Origin of the sequence: Paenibacillus sp. VMFN-D1 (assembly GCF_003386155.1) — a bacterium.
Classification (GTDB): Bacteria; Bacillota; Bacilli; order Paenibacillales; family Paenibacillaceae; genus Paenibacillus_AQ; species Paenibacillus_AQ favisporus.
In genome coordinates this window covers 166460-190902 of record NZ_QRDU01000001.1, presented here as the reverse complement: position 1 = coordinate 190902, position 24443 = coordinate 166460, and the positions used below count along the sequence as shown (strand labels likewise).

Here is a 24443-nt window from a genome sequence, read left to right as displayed (position 1 = left end):
CCCTTTCCCTGCTCTCACCTGTCAGCTCTTGCAACGTTCAAAGGCAGACTCAGATTAAAGAAGGTCTTGCCAGCACCTTGACTCCCCGCGGCGCATGAATAGCGCACAGGGCTCCCTGATCGCTGTTCACTTTAACCCAGCCCAATCCGGAGACGAACAGATCCATGCGCATACCGCGCTTGATGCGGAATTCATGCCTTGTCCATTCCGGCAGCTTCCCGATGTTCTCCCGGTTCGGCGGGGACAGCAATTCTCCGGCATGCTCCGCGTACAGCTCATCGGCACGCTCCAGCTTGGTGCGGTGTATGCCTACGCGGCTGCCGACAAAGCAGGTAAACGACTGGCGCTCACCCTGAATAAAGTCAAACCGTGCCATGGCACCGAAAAACAGCGTCTGTCCTTCGTTCAGCTGGTACACGGCCGGCTTCAACGGGTTGTCCGGCATCACTGCGCCCAGGTCCTCCCGAGTGACGAGCTCACTGTAGCGCCAAGGATATACGATCCCCGGCGTGTCGATAATAAAGCGGCCGTCGTCGAGCGGAATGTTGACCATATCCAGGGTCGTTCCCGGATAACGCGATACGGTCAGCTCCTGCTCCAAATCGCTGTAATCCCGGATCAGCCGGTTGATCAGCGTCGATTTGCCGACATTGGTCGCCCCCACCACATAGACGTCGCGGTCCCCGCGATACGAGGCAACCGTGTCCAGCAGGCGGTCGAAGCCCTGATTTTTCTTGGCGCTGCAAAGGACGATTTCTTCCGTCTTGAGGCCGTGCTCCTTGCATTGTTTCTGCACCCAGTTACGCACCTTGTTCCAGTTCGTCACTTTGGGCAGAAGGTCGATTTTGTTCACGGCGAGAATGACCGGATTGTTGCCGACAAACCGCTGCAAGCCTGAAATGAGGCTTCCTTCAAAATCGAACAGGTCCACAATATGAATAACGAGCGCGTTCTTCCCGCCGATTTGGCTGAGCAGACGCAGGAATTCATCCTGGTCGACGGCAACGGAAGAAGCCTCGTTGTAGTTTTTAATCCGGAAGCAGCGCTGGCAGATGACCGGATCCCGGTCCATCGCTTTCTCCGGGGTATACCCCGGAAGCTCGGGCTGCTCCGTTTGGATGGCAATGCCGCAGCCGCTGCATTTTACGGCTTGACTGCCGTCTATCGGGTCTTTCATTGTTGGTGTTCCTCCTCCAGCCATAATCCCTTTTTCCGCAATCGTGCGAGCGCAATTTTCTCCAGACGCCGGTTAATGCGCGTACCCCAGCCTTCATCCTGAATGGATATCGGGAGCACCAGCACGGTAAACAGGCCGAGCCGGTTGCCGCCGTACACATCGGTCAGCATCTGGTCGCCGACCACGATCGTCTCCTCGCTCTTCAGGCCCATCATCTGCATGGCTTTCCGGAAAGGCGCGTTCGACGGCTTGCGGGCTTCATGGACAAACCGGATATCCAGCGGGGTGGCAAAAGTTGATACCCTCGCCATTTGGTTATTGGACACGATGACAAGCTGAAACCCTGCCTTTTTCACCTTTTCGAACCAGGCGATCAGCTCGGGGGTGGCCAAGGGAGCTTTGGCACCGACCAGCGTATTGTCCAGATCCGTGATGATTCCACGGAATCCCTGCGAATACAGCCGCTCCAAATCCAGATCAAACACCGTTTTTACCCTCATTTTCGGGATAAGCATTTCAAACAAATTGATGTCACCTCAGTTTCATAGGACAAACTATACCATAATCTGCGTAGTTAGTAAAAAACTTATGTTCGGGCGAAACAAAAAAGAAAACGCCCGAAGGGCGCCTTCTAAAAAGTCCATCACGCTGCATTCTTCGGTATCTTTTTCATCGCAGCTTTCAATTCCTTCGCATGGGCATGGACGCTTCTCCATTCCGATTCCGACACCGATGAAGGACTGTAGCGCGCCTTCTCGAACAGCTGCAGCAGCGGCTCCAGGAAGGATCCGAGCGCCGGGGACCGTCCTTCCCAGCGGCTGACCGACTCCCGGAGCGTTTCGTCCGCGCCGCGTTTGAGTCCTCTTCGGCGCAGCTGCTTGATCCACCGTTCGGTCATGACAATGACCTTCTGGTCGGGAGACAGCTTTTGTCCCGTACGAAGCCGGAGCCATCCGAACCGAAGCTGGAGCCGATACCTCCACAGCACATACACTGCAAACGCTGCGAGGATGAGGATGGAAGCGCCGTATACGATTTGCACCACGGGTCCGCGATCCTGGCTCTGGGCTGCCTGTTGCGGCACTTGCTCAGGCTGGTCTTCCTCCACTTCCGGCTGTTTCTCCGGCTCGGCCGGATCTTGCGCCTGGGCGTCATGCGTGAGCAGCGGCATGCTGAAGCCGGGGGTTGCTTCCACCGGAATCCAGCCGTACGGCCCGAAATAGACCTCGGCCCACGAATGCGCATCGGCATTGGTCACCGTATACACGCCGGAGTCCGAGGTGCCCTGCACGCCTTGGACCTGCACATCGGCGCTGCTTCCCTGCACCTGGCCGGGAGCGTACCCTTTGACCCACCGCGCCGGGATGCCGAGGGAACGGGCCATCATCACCATCGAAGTCGAGAAATAATCGCAGTATCCTTCCTTGATCTCAAACAGGAAGCTGTCCACGAAATCGTCGCTGACCTTTTTGGACAAGTCGGGCTCGTTCGTATATGTGTAATTCGTTGTTAAATAGTTTTGAAGCAGACCGATTTTTTCATAAGGCGTTGCTCCGGAAGCCGTCACTTCTTCCGCAAGGTCGCGGGCCCGCTTCGGAAAATCGTTCGGCACCTGCAGATAGGCATCCTCGGTCCCTTGGGAGCCGTACAGGTCGGCGAACGACTTCTGGCGGATTTCATCCTCCGAAACGACCGGAACCTCGGACACCACCGTGTAGGTTTTCGGATAACGGTCCCGCTTTGACTCGGCGGTCCAGCGAAGTTCCGACTGGGAACTGTTCCAGCGGAGGCTGCCTGTATTTTTCCCGTCATCGATAAGCTCTACTTTGGACAGGTTATACGCACCAAACAAAACGGGGTACTGATTGTCACTCAGCATCGTAACGGTCTGTCTTACCGTCACCGAATCGCCGGCGGTTGGTCCATCACCGGAAAGCTTCGTATCCGCCGTCACCTCATCGGTTTCCCTGCCGGAATTGCGCTCGTCCCCCCAGCCGCTGCCGGTATACAGCCTGCGGGTCTCCCCGCGCCAATAGCTTCGCTGGTCCGAGCTGATTTCCATCACCGGCGTGTAGTCAAAGTTGAAGCCGCCGCCAAGCTTGGTGTCGTTGCGGCTGTATCCCGAGGAAGTCCGCAGCACCGAGTCAGCCGGATCCCCGTCAACGCCGGCCGTGGCAGCCGTCTCGCCTTGGACGACCCAAGCCGTGTAGGGATCGGTCAGGGACGGCGGCACTTCCGGCATGTTGACACCGACCGCAAACACGAGCGAAAAAATGACCGCCACGTTCAGCAGCATTTTTAGCGGGTACTGCCGAAGATAGCGCCAGCCATGCGGGTATTTCTGCTGGAAGCGGCGGAAGTGCTCGCTGACCAGCCAGCCGAGCGCCGCAAACACCGTCCAGGCGACTTCCTTCCATAAATCGTACACGGTGAAAGAATCCAGTATGGAGAACCCCACGATCAGCATGCCTGAGAACACGAGGATTCTGCGCTGATTGTTGACCAGCTTGGCACTGAGCAGCAGCAAAATCCAAGCGCCTACGGCAAAACCGAGATACGGCAGCGCGTTGCCCGTAAACTGCTGGATCCGGTTCGGCAGGCTTCCTGCCGGAAAATAAATCCAGTACGCGATCATCTCCCGGTGAATGATGTACAGCACGGCGATGCCTTCCAGCACGTACCGGTAAATGCTTTTGATTGGCAGCAAAATTTCGATCGCCGTGATGACCGTCACGCTGATGATGACGATGGCCGTCGTCTCGCTGTACCAAATGTTGTTCATAAAGTAAATCCACTGCAGCGCCATAATCCACAACCACACCAGGGATAAGGTGCGGAAGAACGAAGTGCGCAGCGAATACAGCCAGTTGATCAAACCCTTCCACCCCCTAATGCGGCCGGCAGCTCACTCAGCGATTGAATGCTGCATGCAAAGGTTCCGCGGGAAGCGAGCATCGCTCCCCAGCCTTCTACGCCCTTCTCTCGCCCGGAGCTGATCCGGATGTGCGAAGAGCTCATGCCCCGGGTCTCGGCCCAGCGCAGAATGTCGAGCACCTGCTGGCCGCTGGCCGGTGAAATGAAAACGAGAAAGGCCCCCGCCGGAAGAAACCGTGCGTTCTGCTCCAGCTTCGGGAGCAGCTTACCGTAACCGTCGGCGGACAGGTCCACCAGATGATGCATCATCCGCTGGCGGTCTCCCTGCACGCTGCTTGGCGGAAACAATTTGAATGCGTCGCCGAGGGTAGCGAGGCCCATGTTCATTCTACCGCGCCCGCCATACTCGAGCAGGGAAGCCGCTGTGGAAACAGCCAGCTCAAACTGCGCGTCGGAGCCGTAGTGAGCCTTCGTGGCGTCCAGCAGAAGCATCGTTTTCGGAACGGAATCATACTCGAATTCCTTGGATTTCCACTGTCCGGTCTTCGCGGTAGCGTTCCAGTGAATCCGGGAAATCCGGTCCCCGTACACGTAATCGCGGACGCCGTTAATCTGGGTCGTCTCTTTGCGTGAAGCTGCCGAGGCGGTTTGCGGCCCCGCAAGCGGGGAATTCCGGTCGAACAGCTTCCATGTGGGGATAAACACGGTTCGGGGCATCACGCGAAACTGGCCGGGCACATGAAAACGGCCTTTATGCTCGATAAAGCCGAAAATATCCTCACTGACACATTCCGTCTCCGTAAAATAATATCTTCCCCGCTCCAGCGGCGGCGTCTGGAACATCAGCGTACCGCTGCCTCTGTAATTGGGAATGACGCTTTCCTCAAACGACCAGGAATCTCCGTTATGCCGCTTCATGACTTCACGGATAATGATATAGGGCATCGGCAGAAATCCCGGAATCGAAAAATGGAGCCTGACCTTGATCTGCTCGCCGGCGTGAAGCACGGTGCCTTGTCCCCTTTCGGTGGACAGCTGGCGCGTTCCCCGCGTCAGCCGGACGCCGCTGATGCCAAGCACGATCAAATACAGCACGATGACGCTGATCATGACAAACAGCATCAGGGACGTCTTGCCCCCCTGAAATAGAACATAGAACAGGCTGGCGACCCATACGAGCAGTACGGCCCAATACCTCGGGGTTTTGAGTCCGGATCGGATACCGGTTAACAGCCTTGTCATCACTTATCGCTCCATCGCTACAGGCACATGCACCTGCTGAAGGATGTTTTTCAGCACGGATTCCGGACTGACGTTGTCCAGCCGGGACTCCGGACGAAGGATGATACGGTGGGCGAGAACATAAGGAGCAAGCGTCTTAATATCGTCCGGAAGGACGTACTCCCGCTGCTGCAGGAAAGCAAACGCCTTGACCGCGTTCAGGAACGACAGGGAAGCGCGCGGGCTGGCTCCGAGCAGGACGGAGGCATGCTCCCGGGTACGGCGGACGATGCTCAGCAGATAGTCCGTCACCGCCTCGTCGATATAAATGCTGCGGATTTCATGCTGCATCTCCGCGATCTGTTCCATGTTGGTCACCGGAGTCAGCCGGTCGACCGGCTGGCCCTGCTTGTGCTGGTACAGCAGGCTTTTTTCCGTGGCCGCGTCGGGGTATCCGAGGCTGATCTTCATCATAAAACGGTCAAGCTGCGCTTCGGGCAGCATGTAAGTGCCTTCAAAGTCGATCGGATTCTGGGTGGCGCACAGCATAAACGGACGGGGAAGCTCATACGTTTCGCCGTCCACCGTCACGTTGCGCTCTTCCATGACCTCAAGCAGGGCCGACTGGGTCTTCGTCGTGGCCCGGTTAATTTCGTCAGCCAGAAGAATGTTGGTCATCACCGGACCCGGACGGAAGTAGAACCGCTCCTCGCGCGGATGAAATACGGAAACGCCGGTAATATCGCTCGGCAGAATGTCCGGGTTGCACTGGACACGCCGGTAATCGCCGCTCATGGACCGGGCGAGCGCCTTGATGAGCTGCGTCTTCCCCGTTCCGGGTACATCTTCGATCAAAACATGCCCTTCGGCCAGCAGAGCAGTTAGAAGGAGCTGTATTTCAAATGATTTTCCCAATATGCAAGATTCGAGATTGGATCTTACTGCTGCAATAATGTGAAGAAATTCGCTGCGTACGGGCATATCAGTTCCTCCTAGAATTCGTAATCAATGAACATGCTCGCAGATGCGTTCACTGGTAAATCGATAACATCGTAAAATAGCTGGATACATATAAGTATATATTTTACATTGTACATGAAGGAAGAACAGAAAGTATATTGGGCACATTTCCTAAAATCGTCGTATACCCCCACATACCCGCCGAAATGAACGGCAAAACACCCCGGAATACACAATTCCGGGGTGTTTATTCGGGCAACCATTTTCAGTTCAAGCAAGGAAATGCAAACGGCGGATTGGTGGAATTATCCGCGGGGACGGACGAACAGCGCGGCGATAAACGAAAAAATAATCGCCGCCGATATCCCCGCGCTGGTGACCTCGAAGATGCCTGTCACAACCCCGATCCAGCCGTCCCTCTGAAGCTCCGACAGCGCTCCGTGAACAAGCGAGCTGCCGAAGCTGGTAATAGGAACGGAAGCGCCGGCACCGGCAAATTTGACGAGGGGATCGTACCAGCCGAGACCGTCAGCCACCGCTCCCGCCACCACCAGCGTGCTCATCGTATGCGCCGGCGTCATCTTGAACAAGTCCATCATGAGCTGGCCGATGACACAAATCAGACCGCCGATAATAAACGCCCATAAAAACTGCATTGGTTAATCCTCCATTTCCAGCGCTACGGCGTGGGCGATGCACGGAATGCTCTCTCCCTGCTGAACCGACAAGGGGGAGTGCAGCGAGCCGGTCGCCACGACCAGCACTTTATGTAATTCGCGTTGTAACATCCGTTTGACCAAATGGCCGTAGGTCACCGCCGCCGAACAGCCGCATCCGCTTCCTCCGGCCAGGACGGCCTTCTGCTTCTCACGGTTATAAATCATGAGCCCGCAATCGCCGAACTTCGTCTCGTCCATCTGGTAGCCTTCCTTCTCCAGCAGCTCCTTCGCAATCGGCAGACCGACCGAAGCCAGATCGCCGGTCACAATCAAGTCATAATAATCGGGAGACAGCCCCGTATCCCGGAAATGCGCGGCGATCGTATCGGCAGCGGCCGGCGCCATCGCAGCGCCCATGTTGAACGGATCTTTGACCCCAAGGTCCATGATCCTGCCGATGGTCGCCCGGGCGATCCTCGGGCCGGCTTGGCCCTGTCCGCCTTTGGCGATGACGCCGCAGCCCGCCCCCGTGACCGTGTATTGGGCGGTCGGCGGCTTCTGCGAGCCGTATTCGGTCGGATACCGGAACTGCTTTTCGGCCGTGCAGTTATGGCTGCCCGTTCCGGCCATCACCCGTTCCGCGGCCCCCGTGTCGACCATCAGGGCGGAAATCGCCAGACTTTCCATGGACGTCGAGCAGGCCCCGAATACGCCCAGGTATGGCACACCAAGCTTGCGGGCGGAGAACGTGCTGCTGATGATCTGGTTCATCAGATCCCCGCCAACATAGAACTGGATCTGTTCCTTGTCCAGTCCCGACTTGATGACGGCAAGCTGGGCGGCCTGCTCCAGCAGCCTCCGCTCCGCTTTCTCCCATGTTTTCTCATTGATTTCGAGATTGTCATACACATAATCGAAATCGGGAGACAGCGGACCTTGTCCCTCATCAGGACCGACGACGGCGGCGCTTCCGATCAGAACGGGCCTGGTGTCAAACTCCCAGGTCTGGCCGGTCAGCTTCATGGCTGATGCACTCCCTGGATGCCGAAGATGGCGTAGACGAGTCCCACGACGAACGCGGCGACGGTTCCGAACACGATCACGGAGCCGGCGAGCTTGAACATGTTGGCCCCGACGCCAAGGACGTAGCCTTCCGCTTTATGCTCAAGCGCCGCCGAGCACATGGAGTTGGCGAAGCCCGTAACCGGTACCGCCGTGCCCGCTCCGGCCCATTGGGCGATTTTGTCGTACACGCCAAAGCTGGTCAGGATGACCGATATAATAATGAGCACCGCAACGGTCGGATTGCCCGCTTCTTTGACCGTCATGTCAAACCAGCTCATGAACGCCCGCTGAATCGCTTGTCCGATCAAACAGATCAGGCCGCCGACCACAAAAGCACTTACGCAGTTTTTGAATGTGCTGCGCGAAGGAGAATGCTTTTTACTGATGGATTTGTATTCCTCGGGCGTCAAGGAATCGATCTTGAATCCGGTTCCCCTGTTCTTCATATTGGCAGGCATTACAGGCACCTCCTATTCATCATTCCTTTTCATTATTTGTCATTTGCAGGAGAGTTATGTATGTCAAGCAGAGGCGGGCAGCAAACAGCGCCAGGCAGCCGGGCGCTAATATTTGAAACCTGGCGGCTGTTTAATGAGGGCTATCCATGGCAGGCGGATTATAATAAGAAGAGAAGCACAATGACCAGCAAAATCAACAATACGAGGATCAGGATGTTTTCTTGGCGGCGATCCATGTGTATCGGTTCCATAACCAGGCTCCTTCCGGCTGACTTCAGGGCATCCGTCCAGGATATCCTATTCATCAGGTTCGCCATTTGTGCTTCTGCCCGCCGGACGTGGACATTCGGATCAAGTGGGTTCATACTAAGGATTGAAGTCAACTGCATAGAATGAACTAAAGAAATGAATATTATTAGCCTCTATAGGCGGTAATAACAGGAAGTTCCATGCAAAACTTTAGTTCAATCTATATACATAACCACATTCATGATAAAGGAGATAAGGTACGATGGATCAAAAAACGAAAGATATGTTCCGCAAGCTGACGGAATTCCCCGCGGCTTCCGGATTTGAAAAAGACCTGCGCGCATATTTCAAGGAGACGGTGACTCCGTTCACGAACGAGTTCGTACAGGATCGCCTCGGCAGTCTGTTCGGCGTTCTCCGCGGGGATGAGAACGGCCCGAAGGTCATGGTGGCCGGCCATTTTGACGAGGTCGGTTTCCTGGTCACCGGCATTACCGAAGCCGGAATGGTGCGCTTTCAGCCGCTCGGCGGCTGGTGGAGCCAAGCCGTGCTCTCCCAGCGGCTGCAAATCATAACGCCAAACGGTCCGGTGTTCGGGGTCGTCGGATCGACGCCGACCCACCTGCTGGACGAATCGCAGCGCAGCAAACCGGTGGACATCAAAGCCATGTACATCGACATCGGTGCGGATAACCGCGAGGAAGCCGAATCCTTCGGCATCCGTCCGGGGCTTCAGGTGCTGCCGGTCTGCGAATTCACGCCGCTGGCCAATCCGAAGAAAATCATGGCTAAAGCCTGGGACAACCGCTATGGGGTCGGCCTTGCGATTGAACTGCTGGAGGCGCTCCATCAGGAGAAGCTGCCGAATACGCTGTACTGCGGCGCAACGGTTCAGGAAGAGCTGGGACTGCGCGGCGCGCGCACGTCGGCCAACCTCATCCAGCCGGATATTTTCTTCGCGCTGGATGCGAGCGCAGCCAACGATATGACCGGTGACAAGAGTGCCTTTGGCCATATCGGACAAGGAGCGCTGCTGCGCATATTCGACCCGACGATGATCACCCACCGCGGACTCGTGGAATATGTGCAGGATACGGCGGACACCCACAACATTAAGTATCAATATTTCGTATCCCCTGGCGGCACCGACGCCGGGCAGGTGCATTTAAGCGGAATCGGTGTGCCATCTACCGTCATCGGCATTTGTGCCCGCTACATTCATACGTCTTCGTCGATTATCCATACCGACGATTACGATGCAGCCAAGGAGCTGCTGACCAAGCTGGTCAAAGGCCTCGACCGCACGACGCTGAACACCATTATCGAAAATGCCTGAAGCACGATTGTCCCTCCGGCGGCGAAAGCTCATTGCTTGCTAGACAGCATGCTTCCCTGTCCGAAGTTCCGACACGGTAACACGAAAAAGCCTGCGCGCTCCAAATCTCAGAGTTGGAGCGCTGCAGGCTTTTGTATTAGGAAATCCGGTTATCTAACTTACTTGAACCCGTTCATGCCATTTGCAGCTGCCTCTCGTACAGCCTCTTCCAGCTTCCCGAGCATGCCCTTCAACCTCTCGTTCAGCTCCTCATCCTTAATCTCTCCGCCCCGGAGCTTCTGATTGAGGAAAGGTACCGTGAAAGACCCGCCCTCCACCAGGTCAGCTGTCATCATCCTAAGGGTCATCTGAAGGGACTCATGCGCCTTTTCTCCACCGGTTTCCATCGGCGATCCGCTGACGACAGCGACGGGCTTGTAAACGAATTCTCCGGACGATACCAGCCAGTCGAGCGCATTCTTCAGCACGCCGGGCACGCCATGGGCATATTCGGGGGTGCTGATAATCACGCCGTCCGCCTGACGGATCGTGTCACGAAGCCGGGCCACCGAAGGGGCCGGGTCGTCCCCATCCAGATCCGGGTTAAAATGGGGAAGGTCTCCGATGCCTTCAAATATCGAAATCTCCATCGTTTCCGGCGCCAGCGGATAGAGGGCGTGAATCAGGCTCGTATTGGACGATTGTCTCCGGAGGCTTCCGGAAATCGCCGTGATCTTTATAGGACTTGAATTCAAAGGCATTCGTCCTTTCTCGGTTTGACATTGGCGGGCGGCCGCGCTTATCGCAGCAGCCGTCTATATGACCATTGTGGCCGTAATGGAAAATTTGGTCAATACCGTGATCGCTTTTGTCCAAGTTCACAAAAAAAATCATAAAATTCACAAATTTACTCTTATGCAGGACGAAAAAGTGTGGTAGAATGAAAGCGCTAACACTTTATCATCTTCTAAAAGGGGGCTTTGGTAAGATGACTTCATCCGACAAGGTGCTGCAGGAATATCATCAATTTGATCCGGTGACGGACGCGTTTTTCTTTAAGGTCGGCGGTCAGGGACAGGTTATTTTCCACGGCAGAAACTATATTATCAAGAAACGGTTAACCAGCCAGGAAATCTCCGCTTTGATCTCGCAGCCCAATTTTGTCCGAGCCGCATCCAACATCCATGTCAACGTGAATAAAATTACTTCCTTTGAAGGCAACGTCCTTCACTTCCGCGATGATTTTGCTTACCCCCGCACCATTTCCGTTTCCAAACGCGTTTTGGAGCAGATTAAGAAACGGATGTCCAGCCCGCTGACGGATATGACGCTGAAGAAATAACACAAACCAAAATCAAGGGGTCATCACAGAAAAAAGCAGCAGTTGGCCGGGCTTTCCGGACACTGCCGCTTTTTTTATATCCGAAAGTATAAACTCCCGAGGCTAAACATCCTGATCTCGCAAAAAATGTTCCGCTAAACGCGGGCCGGCTTCTTGGAAAGTACGTCGATAGACGTTATGTTATTGCCCTTTAAAAAGACGATTCGTTGACGGCATAATTCTATCCACGGACGCTTCCGGCAAAAGTCCGAATCACCTGCTCGGCCGACATCTCCAGCAGCTCTCCGGCACGGGCCACCGCTTCCTCCAGCGCCATCGGTCCGTTCACGATGCTGTGCACGCTGAGGATTCCCGCATCATACAGCGGCTCGATCCCCGGCCCCACCGATCCGGCTAGGGCGATAACCGGAACCCCGTGCCGCCGCGCTTCCTTGGCGACGCCCATCGGCGTCTTGCCGGATGCGGTCTGCGCATCCATCCGGCCTTCGCCGGTGATGACGAGGTCCGCGCCTTCCAAGTGCGCCATGAACCCCGAATGCTCGATCACGAGATCGATGCCGCTCCTCATCCCGGCTTTGAAAAAAGCGAGCAGCGCCGCTCCTACGCCGCCGGCTGCGCCCGCCCCAGGCAGGTCATGCACGCGCAGGCCCGTCGCCTCCAGGATGCGGTCCGCCCAGACGCGCATCCCCTGTTCCAGCGCCGCGACCATCTCGGGCGTCGCGCCCTTCTGCGGGCCGTACACATGGGACGCGCCGTTTGGGCCGAGCAGCGGGTTCTGCACGTCGGAAGCGATCACAAAGGTCGATTCGGCAAGCCGTGCATCCATTCCGCCCATGTCGATCGCCGCCACGCGCTGCAGCTCCAGGCCCCCGCGTCCGACCGGCTGCCCGGCCTCATCCAGCAGCCGCACGCCAAGCGCCTGCAGGATACCGGCGCCTCCGTCGTTTGTGGCGCTGCCGCCGATCGCCATAATAAATTGGCGGCAGCCCGCATCGAGCGCGCGGCGGATCACCTCGCCGGTCCCGTACGTCGTCGTATGCAGCGGGTCCCGCTCCTCAGCGGCGATCAGCTCAAGCCCGGACGCGCTGGCCAGCTCCACCACGCAGGTGGCCCCTCCGTGGATGAGGCCGTACTCGGCGTCGACCGGCCTTCCCAGCGGATCGGACACCTGCACTTTGGCCTTGGTACCGCCAAAGCGGGTCAAGCTGTCCAACGTCCCCTCTCCGCCGTCCGCCATGGGGACAAGCACCGTTTCCGCGCCAGGCAGTGCGCGTCTTATGCCCCTGTCAATGGCGGCCGCCGCGTCGGCGGCACGGATGCTGCCTTTGAACGAATCCGGAGCGATCACGATTTTCATGCGGTCCATCCTCCTTTTGTAATCTCTTCTTACCTATGTTTATGCCTTCCATGCACCGATTCAACCCGTACATTCAATAGAGCCTCCATGCCCCTTAAAGCAGTACGTCGTTCTCAGCGGTTGTGCGGCCCAACCGTATTCACCGGCCGTCCTTCCAGGAACGCGGCAACGTTGCCCGCAGCAATGCTCATCAGCCGCTCCCGCGCTTCCACCGCCGCCCATGCCATATGCGGGGTGATAATGCAGCGCGGGGCATGCACAAGCGGATGGTCTGCGGCGGGAGGCTCCGCCGCAAGCACGTCAAGTGCCGCGCCCGCAAGCCGGCCTTCGTTCAGCGCATCGGCCACATCCTGCTCCTGCAGCAGCCCGCCGCGGGCGGTATTGATCAGGAAGGCCGAAGGCTTCATCAGCGCCAGGCGTTCGCGGTTGATGAGCCCCTCGGTTTCCGCCGTGAGCGGACAATGCAGGCTCACCACGTCCGACTCGGCCAGCAGCTGCTCGAGCGGGACACGCCGGACGCCGCTGTCTTCGTTCCCGCCCGCCTTCCCCGGTCTGCCCGATACCAGTACGCGCATGCCGAAAGCCTCCGCCAGCCGCACGACCTGGCGGCCGATCCGGCCATAGCCGACGATCCCCATCGTCTTTCCCCAGAGTTCGATTTGCGGAGTCAGCGTGTAGGAGAAATCCACCGCCTTCGCCCAATCTCCCGAGCGTACGCTGTCTCCATGCCGCCCGATCTGGTGGCAGAGCTCAAGCAGCAACGCGAACACAAACTGCGCCACAGACTCGGTTCCGTATGCCGGCACATTCGTCACCGTAATCCCGCGCGCAGCAGCGGCTTCAATGTCAACCACATTGTAGCCGGTCGCAAGCACGCCGACATAGCGGAGGTTCTCTGCCGCCTCCAGCACCTCCCGCGTCAGCGGGGTTTTATTCGTCAGCACCATTTCGGCGTTCCCGATCCGCTCCTGAACCAGCCCGGCGGGGGTGCGCTCATAGACCGTCACGGAACCGAGCTTTCCCAGCTCGTCCCAGCTTAAATCCCCCGGGTTCAGCGTATGTCCATCCAACACGACGATGTTCATTACAGTCAACTCCTGTTCCTGAAAGTGTAATAGATTCCCGCATCTTCAGCTAGCAGCAGGAGAGTTACATCTACTATACCATTCAGGCAGTACCGGGTGAACAAGTCCGTTTCGACAACAGTCCCGCCAAACGGGAAATCATTTTAAGATCTGGATGCGAAACCTCTGCTGAGAACTAGACTTTCCCTCATAAAATAAAAGCAGCCCCCCGCGAAAGGAGGCTGCTAATTAGACTTGCAATGACAATGAAGGAAACGCTATTCGTCCGCGCCGATATTGACGCCTGCCCCTTGAACACGGGGCTGCCCGTCGATATCGAGCGATCCGATATCCGAATCCGTCAAGCCCTTATCAATAGCGGGAGACCCTGCCTTCAGATGTAAATCGCCGGCAGCGGGGTTCACAAGGAGTGGATCGGCGAATACGGAATGGGCATCATTGCCCGTTCCATTTTTATAAGCGGCAAAGCCGGTGTATTCTTTGTTTTTCCAGGTCCAGCCGGCATCCGAGCTTCCGCCGGGAGCGAAGTACAGATTGTAATCCACGACGTTGCCGGAATTTTTCGTGTATTCATTATAAATGAGCACATCGGTAGAACTAGCCACAAAAATGTTGTTACGGATGACGTTGTTCTGGGTGTCATACTGCACGTAGAGCTGACCGCTGCCGTCGCCAATGGTGTCATTTTTGTACAGCGTATTGTTGACGATGTGGCAGCCTACCGTCGAGCCGCGATCTGTGTCGTATCCGCCCATGGCGATGCCCGTCAAACGGTTGTTGTAAATGAAGTTGCTGCGGATCGTAATGTTGCTGGTCGCCTTGCCGGCATGTTCGGAGGCGATTTCCACCCCGATATCGTTGTTATAGCTGTAGTTTCGCTCAATAATGCTGTCCTTGCCTCCATCGACATAAATGCCGTCCGCCGAATTGCTGTTGTTCGGAAGCTTTTTACCGTAGGAAGGATTGTTATTGGAGGTGATATTGTACACTTTATTGCCGCTGATGATTCCGTTTCGTGCCTGATCGTAGGCGGAGTTCGGCGACTTCCCTTCGAATCCGATCACGTCGATACCGATGTTGTCGTTGTCGTGAATGATATTGTTCGTCACGGCAAAAGTATCCACATTTCCGTTAAGAACGAGCGTTTCGCTGGACCCCAGCACCAGATTGTACAGCTCATTGGCGTCGATCGTCACGTCATGGATGGATTCCGGCGCCTTGGTTCCGTACACGGCGATGCCGTGCGCATCCCGGCCCAGCAGGTCGATGCCGGCAGGAGTCGCCGTGTTTTTGATATCATGGATCTTGTTTTTGGACAGGGTAATGTTGCCGCCTGCGCCGTGAACATAAATCCCAACGGGCATGACGTTGCTGGCAGTCGTCGTATAATTGCGAATTTCGAAACCTTGAATGGTCACATAGTTGACGTCGGCAAGGTCAACGATGCCTTCCGTTCCGCTTACGGAAAGTCCCGTACCGTCAATAACCGGCGTCTCGCCGCTGTAATTGGCAAAGGTGATCGGCCCTTGATCCGCGGAACCGGACTTGGTGATCTTCAGCTTTTGGTTATACACCCCGCCCCGGACATAGACCGTGCTTCCTGGCCCGGCCGTGTCGGCAGCATGCTGCAGCGTTGCCCACGGTGCGGCGCTCGTACCCGCATTCGAATCGCTTCCGTTAACGGCAACGTAGTACTCGGCGCCCGAAGCCTCGACGGTCTGCGACGCCGCATACCCGATTCCAAGCCCCAATACAGCCAGACTGATACCTGCAATCAGTGTTTTACCGAATTTCACGAAATATCAACTCCCATGATTAAAGTTTGAACTGAAATGAAAAGGATCCGATTTAGACTTGCTATGTAATGTGTCAATCACCCCCTTTGCCCGGACTCTCATGAACCTTTGCCTGAGCTTCCACCGCCGAGGCGTTTACTGGAGCGGCCGCCTTCCCTGCAGGGCCGATACCGCCGCTGTTGTCGGCAAATGGCCGGTCCCCCCCACGCCCAGCGTGGATAACGCGCCGCAGGCGTTGGCGTACTCAAGCAGCTCTCTGCCGGTCAAGCCTTGGAGGAAACCGCAAATCAAGCCGGCATTGAAGCAATCCCCAGCTCCTGTCGTGTCTACGGGGGTAACCGGATAAGGGGGCGCCGACACGACAGAACCATCAGGAGACCGGAGCGATGCACCCTTTGAGCCTTGTTTGATGGCGATCACGCCGGGAACGGCCGCCAATTGGCCGAATACCGTTTCTACGCTGTCCTGCTCAAAAATATGCAGCGCCTCTTCCTCGCTGGGGATAAACAAATCGGTAACGGCCAGCAGTGCGCGGATCCCGGCAGCATCCCACCGGCCCCGGACGTCCCACCCGGTATCAAAAGATGTGCTGACCCCTAAGTCCTGCGCCTTCCCGAACAGCTCCTTCCAATGCGGCCGCATGCCTTCCTGCAAATAGTAGGAGCCAAAATGCAAATGATCCGCCTCCTGAATCAAAGCATCGGGAATATGGCCGGGCGTTAACAGCGGAATACTACCGGGATACGTGATCAAACCGCGGTCGGAAGGCGTCGTAAACGAGAGGGTAACCCCCGTTGTGACCTCCGGCAGCACCGCTACATGATCGGTGTTCACCCCCAGCCGCTGCAGCTCGCCCAGGCAGAAGCGGCCGAAGTCATCCGCCCCCACCACGCTGACGAACCGAACATCCAAGCCAAGGCTCGACAGCGCGCTTGCGGTAATCGCCGAAGAGGAGCCGAGAACGACGTCAAAACCGTCGACGATTTTCTCCCGGTTCCATTCCGGGATCACATCCGTTCCTGAAACAATGATATCCACGTTCAGCTCGCCGGCCACAACGACAATCGGTTTATTGTTGTCCGCTCTCATCATTTCAGCACCGGTATGAAGTCGCGCTCCGCTTCATACAGCTCCTCGAACATGTCGCTGATCTCATCCAGCGAACAGACGGCGGCGGACAGCGGATCGACCACCAGGGCATGGCGGGCCATTTCCTTGTCGTTATTCAGCACAGCGCCGACGGCCAGGTCAAAGAACGCCATGTTGGACCGGCACAGCGCGGCCAGATGCTCCGGCAAGCTGCCGAAACGGCATGGATTGACGCCATTCCGATCGACCATGCAGGCTACTTCGACGATCCCGTCCCCGGGAAGATTGTGAATCAGCCCTTCGTTCGGCACGTTTCCGTAAATCACCTTCGGTTCATTTTTCAGCATCGCTTCAATAATGATAGCCGCGTATTCATTGCTTGGCGCAAGCTCGATCGGGAGGGAGCCTTCCAGCTGCTTGACGATTTTTTCGTCGTTTTCCTTGCGCCAGATCGGCCAGTTATCCGCATAGTAACCTGTCGCGCCATTATACCCGGTGCTGCAGTGCTTGTCGATTAAGGACTGCCGTTTGCGGTAGTATGGGATGTACTCCGAAAAGTGCCCGCTGGACTCTGAGACAAAAGCGCCAAGGTACTTCATGGCGTCAAAGCGCACAGGGTCCTTTTTCAGCAGGTCGGGATTCTGGATCTTCTCCCGGAGCACAGGATACAGATCTTTTCCCTCGTGGGTCAGCTCCACAAACCAGGACATATGGTTGATTCCTCCGGCCCGCCACTGCATATCTTCGTAAGGTACGCCAGCGTATTTGGCTAACTGCCGGGACGTATTCTGGATGGAATGGCACAGGCCGACAACCGGAATGGAGGTTACCCGCGACGTCAGCAGGGTCACCGCCGACATCGGATTCGTATAGTTCAGAATGGTCGAATCCGGGCACAAATCCTCCACATCGCGAATGATGTCCATCCAGCTCGGAAGCGTGCGCAGCGTTTTAAACAGTCCGCCCGGCCCCAGCGTATCGCCGATGCATTGATTGACCCCGTATTTCAGAGGAATCTCGTACTCATAGCGGACCGTTTGCAGCCCGCCCACTTCGATTTGGTTGATGACGAACTGCGAGCCCCCGATGACCTCCCTGCGATCGGTCGAAGCGATAACGTTCCAGCGTTTGCCGGACACCTCAATGATTTTCTCGACCAGCTTGCGGGCGATCGCAAGCCGCTCCGCGTCGATATCCACCAAAGCGATCGTCCCGCCCTCAATGCCTTCAATCAGTAAAATGTCTGTGGCGATGTCCTGCGTAAAGGCGCTGCCTGCGCCGATAATCGATATTTTAGTCATGCAGTTTCTCCTCCTCATGGTCTCTTCTCTTTTTATTTCATGCCTGTCATCGTAAGTCCTTTAATAAACTGCTTCTGGAAAATCAGGAACACCACAATCACCGGCAGGGTGATGAGCACAGCCGCCGACATGACGACGTTATAGTTGACCATATGGGTTCCGTTAAAATAAACAAGGGCGAGCGGCACGGTCATTTTGCTCTCGTCGTTCAAAATAATGAGCGGCCATAAATAGTTGTTCCACGCATTCATAAACGTAAAAATACCAAGCGCCGACAGCATCGGCAGAATCAGAGGCGCAATGATCCGGACCATCAGCCGCATCTCGCCCGCCCCGTCGATCCTTGCGGCATCGAGCAGATCCTGGGGAATGTCCTCGATGAACTGCTTCGCCAGAAACACTCCGTAGGAGCTGACCAGATTGGGCAGGATAATCGCCAGCAAATGATTGACCAGCCCCAGTTTGGCCGTAATCAGATACGTCGGAATCATGACCACCTGAAACGGAATCATCATCGTTGCCAAGATCAGGATGAACAGCAGCTTCTGTCCCTTGAATTGATGCTTGGCGAAAATATACCCTGCCAAGGCGCTCGTAAATAACGTCGCGGCCGTAATGACGACCGACGTCATCGCGCTGTTCAAAAACCACCTTCCGAACGGCGCGTCCTCAAGGACGGTCCGGTACCCCTCCAGGCTCGGATGCTGCGGCAGAAGCGCATGCGAGCCGGACACGATTTCCATGTTGCTTTTTAAAGAAGACAAAACCATCCACAAATACGGCAGCAGCATCAGGCATCCGGCTGCGATCAGCACGACCATGACGATGCCATCGAACCATCTATTCCTCCGGTGCATCGAAAGTCCCCCTTGTCAGTACTCCCACTCGGTGCGCCCCCACTTCAGCTGCAGTAGGGTCACCACTAAAATAATGATCAGAAACACCGTGGCCATCGCGGACGCATATCCCATGTTGGAATTGGAGAACGCCTGCTCATAAATATGGAGGGCCAGCACCCGGGTCTCGTTAAACGGCTCACCCTTGGTCATGATCTGGAATTGGGCGAAAGCCTGAAAATAGGAGACGACCGTCGTCACCGAAACAAACAGCATCGTGCGCCGGAGCAGCGGCAGCGTCACATGCCAGAACGAATGCCAGCGGCTCGCCCCGTCCAGAATGGCCGCTTCATAATACATATCCGGAATGGAATCCAGACCGGCGATAAAGAGCACGATGTTATACCCGATATCAGCCCACAGCGTCATCAGAATGACCGAGTACAGCGCATAATGAGGATCGCTCAGCCACTGCACGGGAGCCATGTGGAGCTGGGTCAGCACGATATTAAACAGACCGTGATTGTAATTGAACATCGTGCTCCATACGATCGCCGTTCCCGCCAGCGGCGCGATCGTCGGCAGAAAAAAGACGGTGCGCATCAGGTTCCGCAGCCACCCCGTACGGATCCGCTGGATCGCGACGGCAAACATCAAGGTGATAAGGATGTTGACCGCAACGGCAATGACGACGAACTTAAAGGTGACCCACAGCGACTTGATAAATATGGAATCGCCCAGCATGCGGATATAATTGTCCGCCCCGACGAACAGCGCGCTTGCGCTGAGCGGATTATACTTAAATACCGATAGTCCCAAACTCCATCCAATAGGAATGAAAGCGAATACACCGAAAAGCAGCAGGATCGGCGCCAGCGATAAATAGATGAACCAGCGGCCCCTTCCTTTCTCCCCTCTGCGGTTCGGGATACCGGGGACGATCCCTGGACTGCTGCTTGCTGCAGCATCATGCTTCATGCGAACACCACTCCGATCATTTATGTTGATCCTGACTGTCGTTGATGGTTTTTTCGATCTGCTGCAGACCGCTTTCCACCGATTCCTGGCCGGTCGCCATCAATTGGAAATGATCATTGATCGTTTTAAAGAAAAAGTCCCGGTCGGCAATGGGCCCGATCCACTGACCCAGCTCCAAAATATCCAGCGATGTTTTCATATAAGGATTCGCTTTGACGTAATCGGGATTTTGCGCCACCGCTTTTTTGGCCGGAACCGTAAACGTTCCCTGGTTCCACTCGAGCAGATTTTCGTCGGATGACATGAATTTGATAAAATCGACGGCCGCTTCCTGATGCTTGCCCTTCTGGGACGCTACAAGGCCCCAGCCAGATTCGGCTGCATAAGAAGGTGGATTCGTCGTAAAGGAAGGAACGGGCACATACTCAAAGTCTTTCACCTTGTATGTATTCAGCCCTGCAGCAATCGTCCATGGACCCCGGTAGGTCATCGCCGAGCTGCCTTGAAAGAAGTAGTCTGAGGTGTCAAGTTCACCGCCAAACGTGGTGAGGTCCGCCACTTTATCGGTAGCGATCAAAGAGGTTAAGGCGGTCATCGCCTTTTGTGCTTCAGGGGTTTGAAAGTTCACATGGTCGTTATCGCCCCAATACTTGCCGTTTTGCTGCAGAATCAAGGAAAGAAACGTGAAGGTGATGTTGTCGCTGGAGACGAAATCGAATCCCTTCACCTTGATGCCGTTCGCATCCCGCACCGTCAGTTTCTTGGCGTCTTCGACCAGTTCGTCCCATGTGGCCGGAGGGGCCGCGATGCCCTGATCCTTCAGCATTTGCGGGTGAATCAGCATTCCGCCGTTCTCGATGTTAAATTCGAGCGGCAGTCCATACAGCTTGTCGTTCAACGTGTATCCTCCGAGAGGGGCTTCGTAGTACTCCTGTCGCAGCTGCTCGCCCCCCGGGATCTCCACAAGCGCCCCGTTTTTCGAATATTCCGGTACCCAGGTGCCGAACATTTCCGCAATGTCGGGCGGATTTTTGGCGGAGAAGGATGCCTTGAGCTTCTGATTGTACACGTCGTAAGGGAAAGTCTGGTAGGCGATCTCAATGTCGGGATGCAGGGATTGATACTTGGCGATCAGTGCTTTATAAGCGTTCATAATGGCATCTTCCTGATGACTCCAAAACACAAGTTTGGTTTTGCCTGTTGAACCGGCAGAGGTGGCGGAAGCATCAGAGCCGTCATTCTTTGCGCAACCAATCAGCAAAAATAACATGCAAATTAGAGCAAAAATAGAGAAACTTTTGAAATATCGCAATGACATAACCCCTTTCCCTTTACTTTTTTGCTTATATCACCTCAATCTCATGAAAATCATACCTCTGATGAAAAAGTTAGTCAATCAATTTTTGCAATTATTTTGCAATAATTTTATTATAATTTGCAAAACATTATCACCGTTTTTCAGTTGACCTGTGATTTTATTTTACTTAACATATAGAGTAAGCAATCCAAAAGACAGGTTTTGCAGAATCCTCATCTGACATTAAAGGCAGGTCATGACATGCCCACATTAAAAGATATTGCCGAACGCGTCGGCGTCTCCATATCGACCGTTTCCCGAGTACTGGCCGACGATTCGAACCGCTCCTCAAGCAGCGGAACCAAGAGGAAGATCTGGGACGCGGCGCAGGAGCTCGGATACATGGCGAAGGTGCCGCCTCAGGACCAGGCCGCAGTCAAAAAAATAGGATGCGTCGTATCCACCATGCAGGGACGGCGCTACCATCCCTATTTCTCGGTTATTTTTGAGGGAATTGAGAAGGAACTGGCCCGTCACGGATACCAGATCGCTTTTACCTACACGCAAGAAGATTTGCAAAAAAATGAAATTTTGCAGCAAATCTCCGGCAAAGATTCAATCGACGGTTTAATCGTGATCGAGGGCATTGAGCCCAAATTATACAGCTATCTCAAAAAACACGTTCCGCATGTCGTCGGAATCGACGTTTCCGACCCGAGCATCCCGACCATTTCGTACGACCGCGTCGAAGCGGCGTCGATTGCCGTCAAGCATTTGACCGGACAGGGCCACCGCGAGATTATGTTTATCGGGGGTACGGGCTTGTCCGGCCAGTTCGACCGGGAGAAAAGGTACCGGGGGTACAAGCAGGCTCTGGAGCAGGCCGGCTTGCCGGTTCAGCCGGAGTATGTGCTGAATGCCGAATGGGAGCCCGACCGGGCCTACCGCCTTATGCTGACCTTTTTGGAGGAGCATCAGGGTAAGCTCCCGACGGCGGTCTTCGCGGCCAGTGACATCATGGCGATGGCCGCCATGCGGGCCATTTCCGAGAAAGGCTACCGCATGCCCCAGGACTTCGCCGTCGTCGGCTTCGACGACAACGAACCGTCACGCTATACCGTTCCTCCGCTCTCCACCATTCATATTCCGACGTTTGAGATCGGCGTCATGGCCGCGCGAACGATCCTGCAGATCACCGGGGATCCCTTCCCGCTGCCGGTCAAAATCGTGCTGCCGTATGAACCGATTTTCCGCCAGTCCAGCATCTGGCAGGTGTAGTCGCAGCGCAAAAGGCCCCTCTTTCCGCTCTGAAGAAATGAACTTCAAGCGGTAAGAGAGGCCTTTTTTCGGCTGCCGGGGCTTCTTTGCCAATATAAAAAACCCCAAGTCAACTGATCCATGTTCGCTGCACAAAATCACTCGGGGAAAACTTCCAATGTATTTTTGCCATACCTCTTGTCGACCACCTTCATTAATTTATGTACTAGTCGATCCAGAAGTTCTTGACAAGGGGCATGGTTCAACATAATATATGGAATGACTGATCTATAATTTGACTGAACTGGAAAACCGATGGTTTTTCTATTCTTCTGTAGGGGATGTGTCGACAGATGATAACCTTTAGAGACAAAACATATCGCTGTACCTCGGAAATTATACTAAGCTTAGTTAGCGGTAAATGGAAGATATCCATATTAAACGAATTAGCTAATGGCCCGGTACGGTTTAATCAGCTGCAGCGGCTGCTTCCCGAAGCGACCCAACGCATGCTTACGATGCAGCTGCGGATGCTGGAAAACGACGGACTCATTATTCGCAAGGTTTACCCGGTTTCGCCACCAAAAGTGGAATACGGTTTGTCCGAGCTGGGCGAACAATTTGCTCCCATGCTCACGATGTTATGCGATTTTGGCACTACCTATATCGAAAGTTATCCCGATGAAGTATCCTACACCAGCCAAAAGCATGCCTAAACAGCCGCTTCGAATGTGGAAAACAGAGGTACCCTGGTTGGGTACCTCTTCATCTTATAATACCTGATCACGAACTTCCTTCGTATTGGTGCGCAGCCCATTTTTCTCACTAGATACGCTGCGTGTTCCACGATCTAAACGATAGGTGATCCAAGCCAGCACGGCTGCTAAAACAGCCATCATTCCCCCGGACCAGGAAAGATCAATGAGCTCCATATTCTTCGTAACGAAACCTCCCAAAGCGGATCCCATCGCGATCCCGACATTGATGGATACGGAAGTTAAGGAGGAAGCCAAGTCTTTGGCCTCAGGAACGTGCCGATCGGCCCAATTCATGAAATACAGCTGCATCGTCGAGTTCATAAGGTATACTGCGAGGGCGATCAATGAGATGCTGACGAGCCCCCCGGCAAGCGAGCCGGAAGATACATAAAGCGACGCGAGAATGACAGCCTGGGCCAGGAAAATATAGCGAATTTTTCCCATCCCGCCACCGACAGCCAGCTTCCCCCCGATTAAAGTGCTAAAAATGGACACGATACCATACAGCAAAAAGACTAGGCTAATATACCGTGCCGGCACAAAAAGCACATCCTCGAGCATAGGGGCTAAATACGTATAGACGCTGTACGTTGCCGCAATGCTAAATGCAGGAATAAAGAAAGCAAGCACAATTCTGGGATAGGTAAATAATCGAAGTTGGTTTTGGAGTGAACTCCGCGCCCCCTTCAGGCCCGTGGGTATCGTTGCAAAGCTTGCTATCAGTGAAACAATCCCCAATAGCGTCGTAAACCAGTAAGACATGTGCCACCCGCCCCATTGCCCGATGAAAGTTCCAAGGGGGACGCCAAGAACGCTGGCCACGGTGAAGCCCGTAAAGATGATCGAAATCACAGGCCCTCTTTTTTCCGGTGGCAGCGCTTCACTGGCCACAGCCATCGCAAGTGCAATCAGGACGCCAGTAACCACGGCGGTAATCACTCTGGAAAACAGAAGCAAACCATAGGATCCGGATATCGCCGTGATCATATTCCCGATAATAAATACGCCGATCAAAGCAAGGATGAGCGGGCGCTTGGAGAATCGGCTGAATAACGCCGTGAAGATCGGGGTACCGATGGCAAAAGAAAGGGCAAAGGCCGACACCAAGGAGCCTGCGATCGATATGGCGATCTTCATATCCGAGGCCACTTCGGTTAACAATCCGACCATCACAAATTCACTGGTTCCCAGGACAAAAGTCAATAAAAATAAATTCAAAGTCAGAAGCTTATGTTGTCTAGTCAATATCAATCCCCTCCTACTCCTATCTCTATGGACAGTGACGTTCTTATCTTTCAAAGTAAGCTAATATTTCTGCATACCTTCGCACCTCACCTGTGATTTAAACGACCGTACCGCCCGGCGAAAT

The 24443-nt window shown here is 55.0% G+C and carries 22 protein-coding genes; 4 read left to right on the top strand and 18 right to left on the bottom strand.

Features of this window, described 5'->3' with window-relative positions; genetic code table 11:
* Positions 1-49: 49 nt before the first annotated feature.
* The 8 genes from yqeH to spoVAC form a co-directional block, all read right to left on the bottom strand.
* Positions 50-1177, bottom strand: coding sequence for a ribosome biogenesis GTPase YqeH (gene yqeH / locus C7820_RS00880; protein ID WP_116229459.1), 1128 nt, complete (start codon positions 1175-1177; stop codon positions 50-52).
* Entirely contained in the window at positions 1174-1701 is a 528-nt protein-coding gene (locus C7820_RS00875; RefSeq protein ID WP_116229458.1) for a YqeG family HAD IIIA-type phosphatase, read from the bottom strand. Before C7820_RS00875 ends, yqeH begins: the two co-directional genes overlap by 4 nt.
* Before the next feature lie 119 nt (positions 1702-1820).
* Complete coding sequence (locus C7820_RS00870) at positions 1821-4052, bottom strand: transglutaminase TgpA family protein (RefSeq protein WP_116229457.1); 2232 nt, start codon at positions 4050-4052, stop codon at positions 1821-1823.
* The gene (locus tag C7820_RS00865) at positions 4049-5293 is read right to left on the bottom strand and encodes a DUF58 domain-containing protein (protein ID WP_116229456.1); all 1245 of its coding nucleotides are present in this window, start codon (positions 5291-5293) and stop codon (positions 4049-4051) included. Before C7820_RS00865 ends, C7820_RS00870 begins: the two co-directional genes overlap by 4 nt.
* A gap of 3 nt (positions 5294-5296) precedes the next feature.
* Positions 5297-6253, bottom strand: coding sequence for an AAA family ATPase (locus tag C7820_RS00860; protein ID WP_076169730.1), 957 nt, complete (start codon positions 6251-6253; stop codon positions 5297-5299).
* A 284-nt stretch (positions 6254-6537) separates the two neighbouring features.
* Entirely contained in the window at positions 6538-6888 is a 351-nt protein-coding gene (gene spoVAE / locus C7820_RS00855) for a stage V sporulation protein AE (RefSeq protein WP_076169729.1), read from the bottom strand.
* Positions 6889-6891: 3 nt separating this feature from the next.
* A complete protein-coding gene (gene spoVAD / locus C7820_RS00850) occupies positions 6892-7914 on the bottom strand; it encodes a stage V sporulation protein AD (protein ID WP_105444465.1) in 1023 nt (340 codons plus the stop codon).
* On the bottom strand, positions 7911-8414 hold the full coding sequence (gene spoVAC, locus C7820_RS00845) for a stage V sporulation protein AC (protein ID WP_116229455.1): 504 nt from the start codon (positions 8412-8414) through the stop codon (positions 7911-7913). Before spoVAC ends, spoVAD begins: the two co-directional genes overlap by 4 nt.
* Before the next feature lie 511 nt (positions 8415-8925).
* Between spoVAC and C7820_RS00835 the strand changes: the two genes are divergently transcribed.
* A complete protein-coding gene (locus C7820_RS00835; protein WP_116229453.1) occupies positions 8926-9999 on the top strand; it encodes a M42 family metallopeptidase in 1074 nt (357 codons plus the stop codon).
* Positions 10000-10157: 158 nt separating this feature from the next.
* Here C7820_RS00835 and C7820_RS00830 read toward each other — a convergent pair whose 3' ends face one another.
* Entirely contained in the window at positions 10158-10739 is a 582-nt protein-coding gene (locus C7820_RS00830) for an NADPH-dependent FMN reductase (RefSeq protein WP_116229452.1), read from the bottom strand.
* Positions 10740-10966: 227 nt separating this feature from the next.
* On the opposite strand from C7820_RS00830, the gene C7820_RS00825 reads away from it, so the two are divergent.
* Positions 10967-11320, top strand: a complete 354-nt coding sequence (locus C7820_RS00825; protein WP_105444462.1) for a LytTR family transcriptional regulator DNA-binding domain-containing protein — start codon at positions 10967-10969, stop codon at positions 11318-11320.
* A gap of 220 nt (positions 11321-11540) precedes the next feature.
* Here the strand turns inward: C7820_RS00825 and C7820_RS00820 are convergent, their stop codons facing one another.
* The 8 genes from C7820_RS00820 to C7820_RS00785 all read right to left on the bottom strand — a co-directional run bounded on the left by C7820_RS00820 (position 11541) and on the right by C7820_RS00785 (position 20915).
* Positions 11541-12677 carry a glycerate kinase gene (locus C7820_RS00820; protein ID WP_116229451.1) on the bottom strand — a complete coding sequence of 379 codons (1137 nt, stop codon included), beginning with the start codon at positions 12675-12677 and terminating at the stop codon, positions 11541-11543.
* Positions 12678-12790: 113 nt separating this feature from the next.
* On the bottom strand, positions 12791-13762 hold the full coding sequence (locus tag C7820_RS00815) for a D-2-hydroxyacid dehydrogenase (RefSeq protein WP_116229450.1): 972 nt from the start codon (positions 13760-13762) through the stop codon (positions 12791-12793).
* A gap of 257 nt (positions 13763-14019) precedes the next feature.
* Positions 14020-15558, bottom strand: a complete 1539-nt coding sequence (locus C7820_RS00810; RefSeq protein WP_116229449.1) for a right-handed parallel beta-helix repeat-containing protein — start codon at positions 15556-15558, stop codon at positions 14020-14022.
* A 135-nt stretch (positions 15559-15693) separates the two neighbouring features.
* The gene (locus C7820_RS00805; protein WP_116229448.1) at positions 15694-16650 is read right to left on the bottom strand and encodes a carbohydrate kinase family protein; all 957 of its coding nucleotides are present in this window, start codon (positions 16648-16650) and stop codon (positions 15694-15696) included.
* The gene (melA, locus tag C7820_RS00800) at positions 16647-17948 is read right to left on the bottom strand and encodes an alpha-galactosidase (protein ID WP_116229447.1); all 1302 of its coding nucleotides are present in this window, start codon (positions 17946-17948) and stop codon (positions 16647-16649) included. The genes C7820_RS00805 and melA overlap by 4 nt, the downstream gene beginning before the upstream one ends.
* Before the next feature lie 32 nt (positions 17949-17980).
* Positions 17981-18805, bottom strand: a complete 825-nt coding sequence (locus C7820_RS00795) for a carbohydrate ABC transporter permease (protein ID WP_116229446.1) — start codon at positions 18803-18805, stop codon at positions 17981-17983.
* A gap of 15 nt (positions 18806-18820) precedes the next feature.
* Positions 18821-19762 carry a carbohydrate ABC transporter permease gene (locus tag C7820_RS00790; RefSeq protein WP_116229445.1) on the bottom strand — a complete coding sequence of 314 codons (942 nt, stop codon included), beginning with the start codon at positions 19760-19762 and terminating at the stop codon, positions 18821-18823.
* Between the two features lie 16 nt (positions 19763-19778).
* Positions 19779-20915 carry an ABC transporter substrate-binding protein gene (locus C7820_RS00785; RefSeq protein ID WP_116229444.1) on the bottom strand — a complete coding sequence of 379 codons (1137 nt, stop codon included), beginning with the start codon at positions 20913-20915 and terminating at the stop codon, positions 19779-19781.
* A gap of 405 nt (positions 20916-21320) precedes the next feature.
* Here C7820_RS00785 and C7820_RS00780 point away from each other — a divergent pair, with 405 nt between their 5' ends.
* Both C7820_RS00780 and C7820_RS00775 read left to right on the top strand, forming a co-directional pair.
* Positions 21321-22337: a LacI family DNA-binding transcriptional regulator gene (locus C7820_RS00780; RefSeq protein ID WP_089548270.1), complete on the top strand. Its 1017-nt coding sequence runs from the start codon at positions 21321-21323 to the stop codon at positions 22335-22337.
* A 332-nt stretch (positions 22338-22669) separates the two neighbouring features.
* On the top strand, positions 22670-23032 hold the full coding sequence (locus tag C7820_RS00775) for a winged helix-turn-helix transcriptional regulator (RefSeq protein WP_116229443.1): 363 nt from the start codon (positions 22670-22672) through the stop codon (positions 23030-23032).
* Positions 23033-23086: 54 nt separating this feature from the next.
* Here C7820_RS00775 and C7820_RS00770 read toward each other — a convergent pair whose 3' ends face one another.
* A complete protein-coding gene (locus C7820_RS00770) occupies positions 23087-24319 on the bottom strand; it encodes an MFS transporter (protein ID WP_116229442.1) in 1233 nt (410 codons plus the stop codon).
* Positions 24320-24443 lie beyond the last annotated feature (124 nt).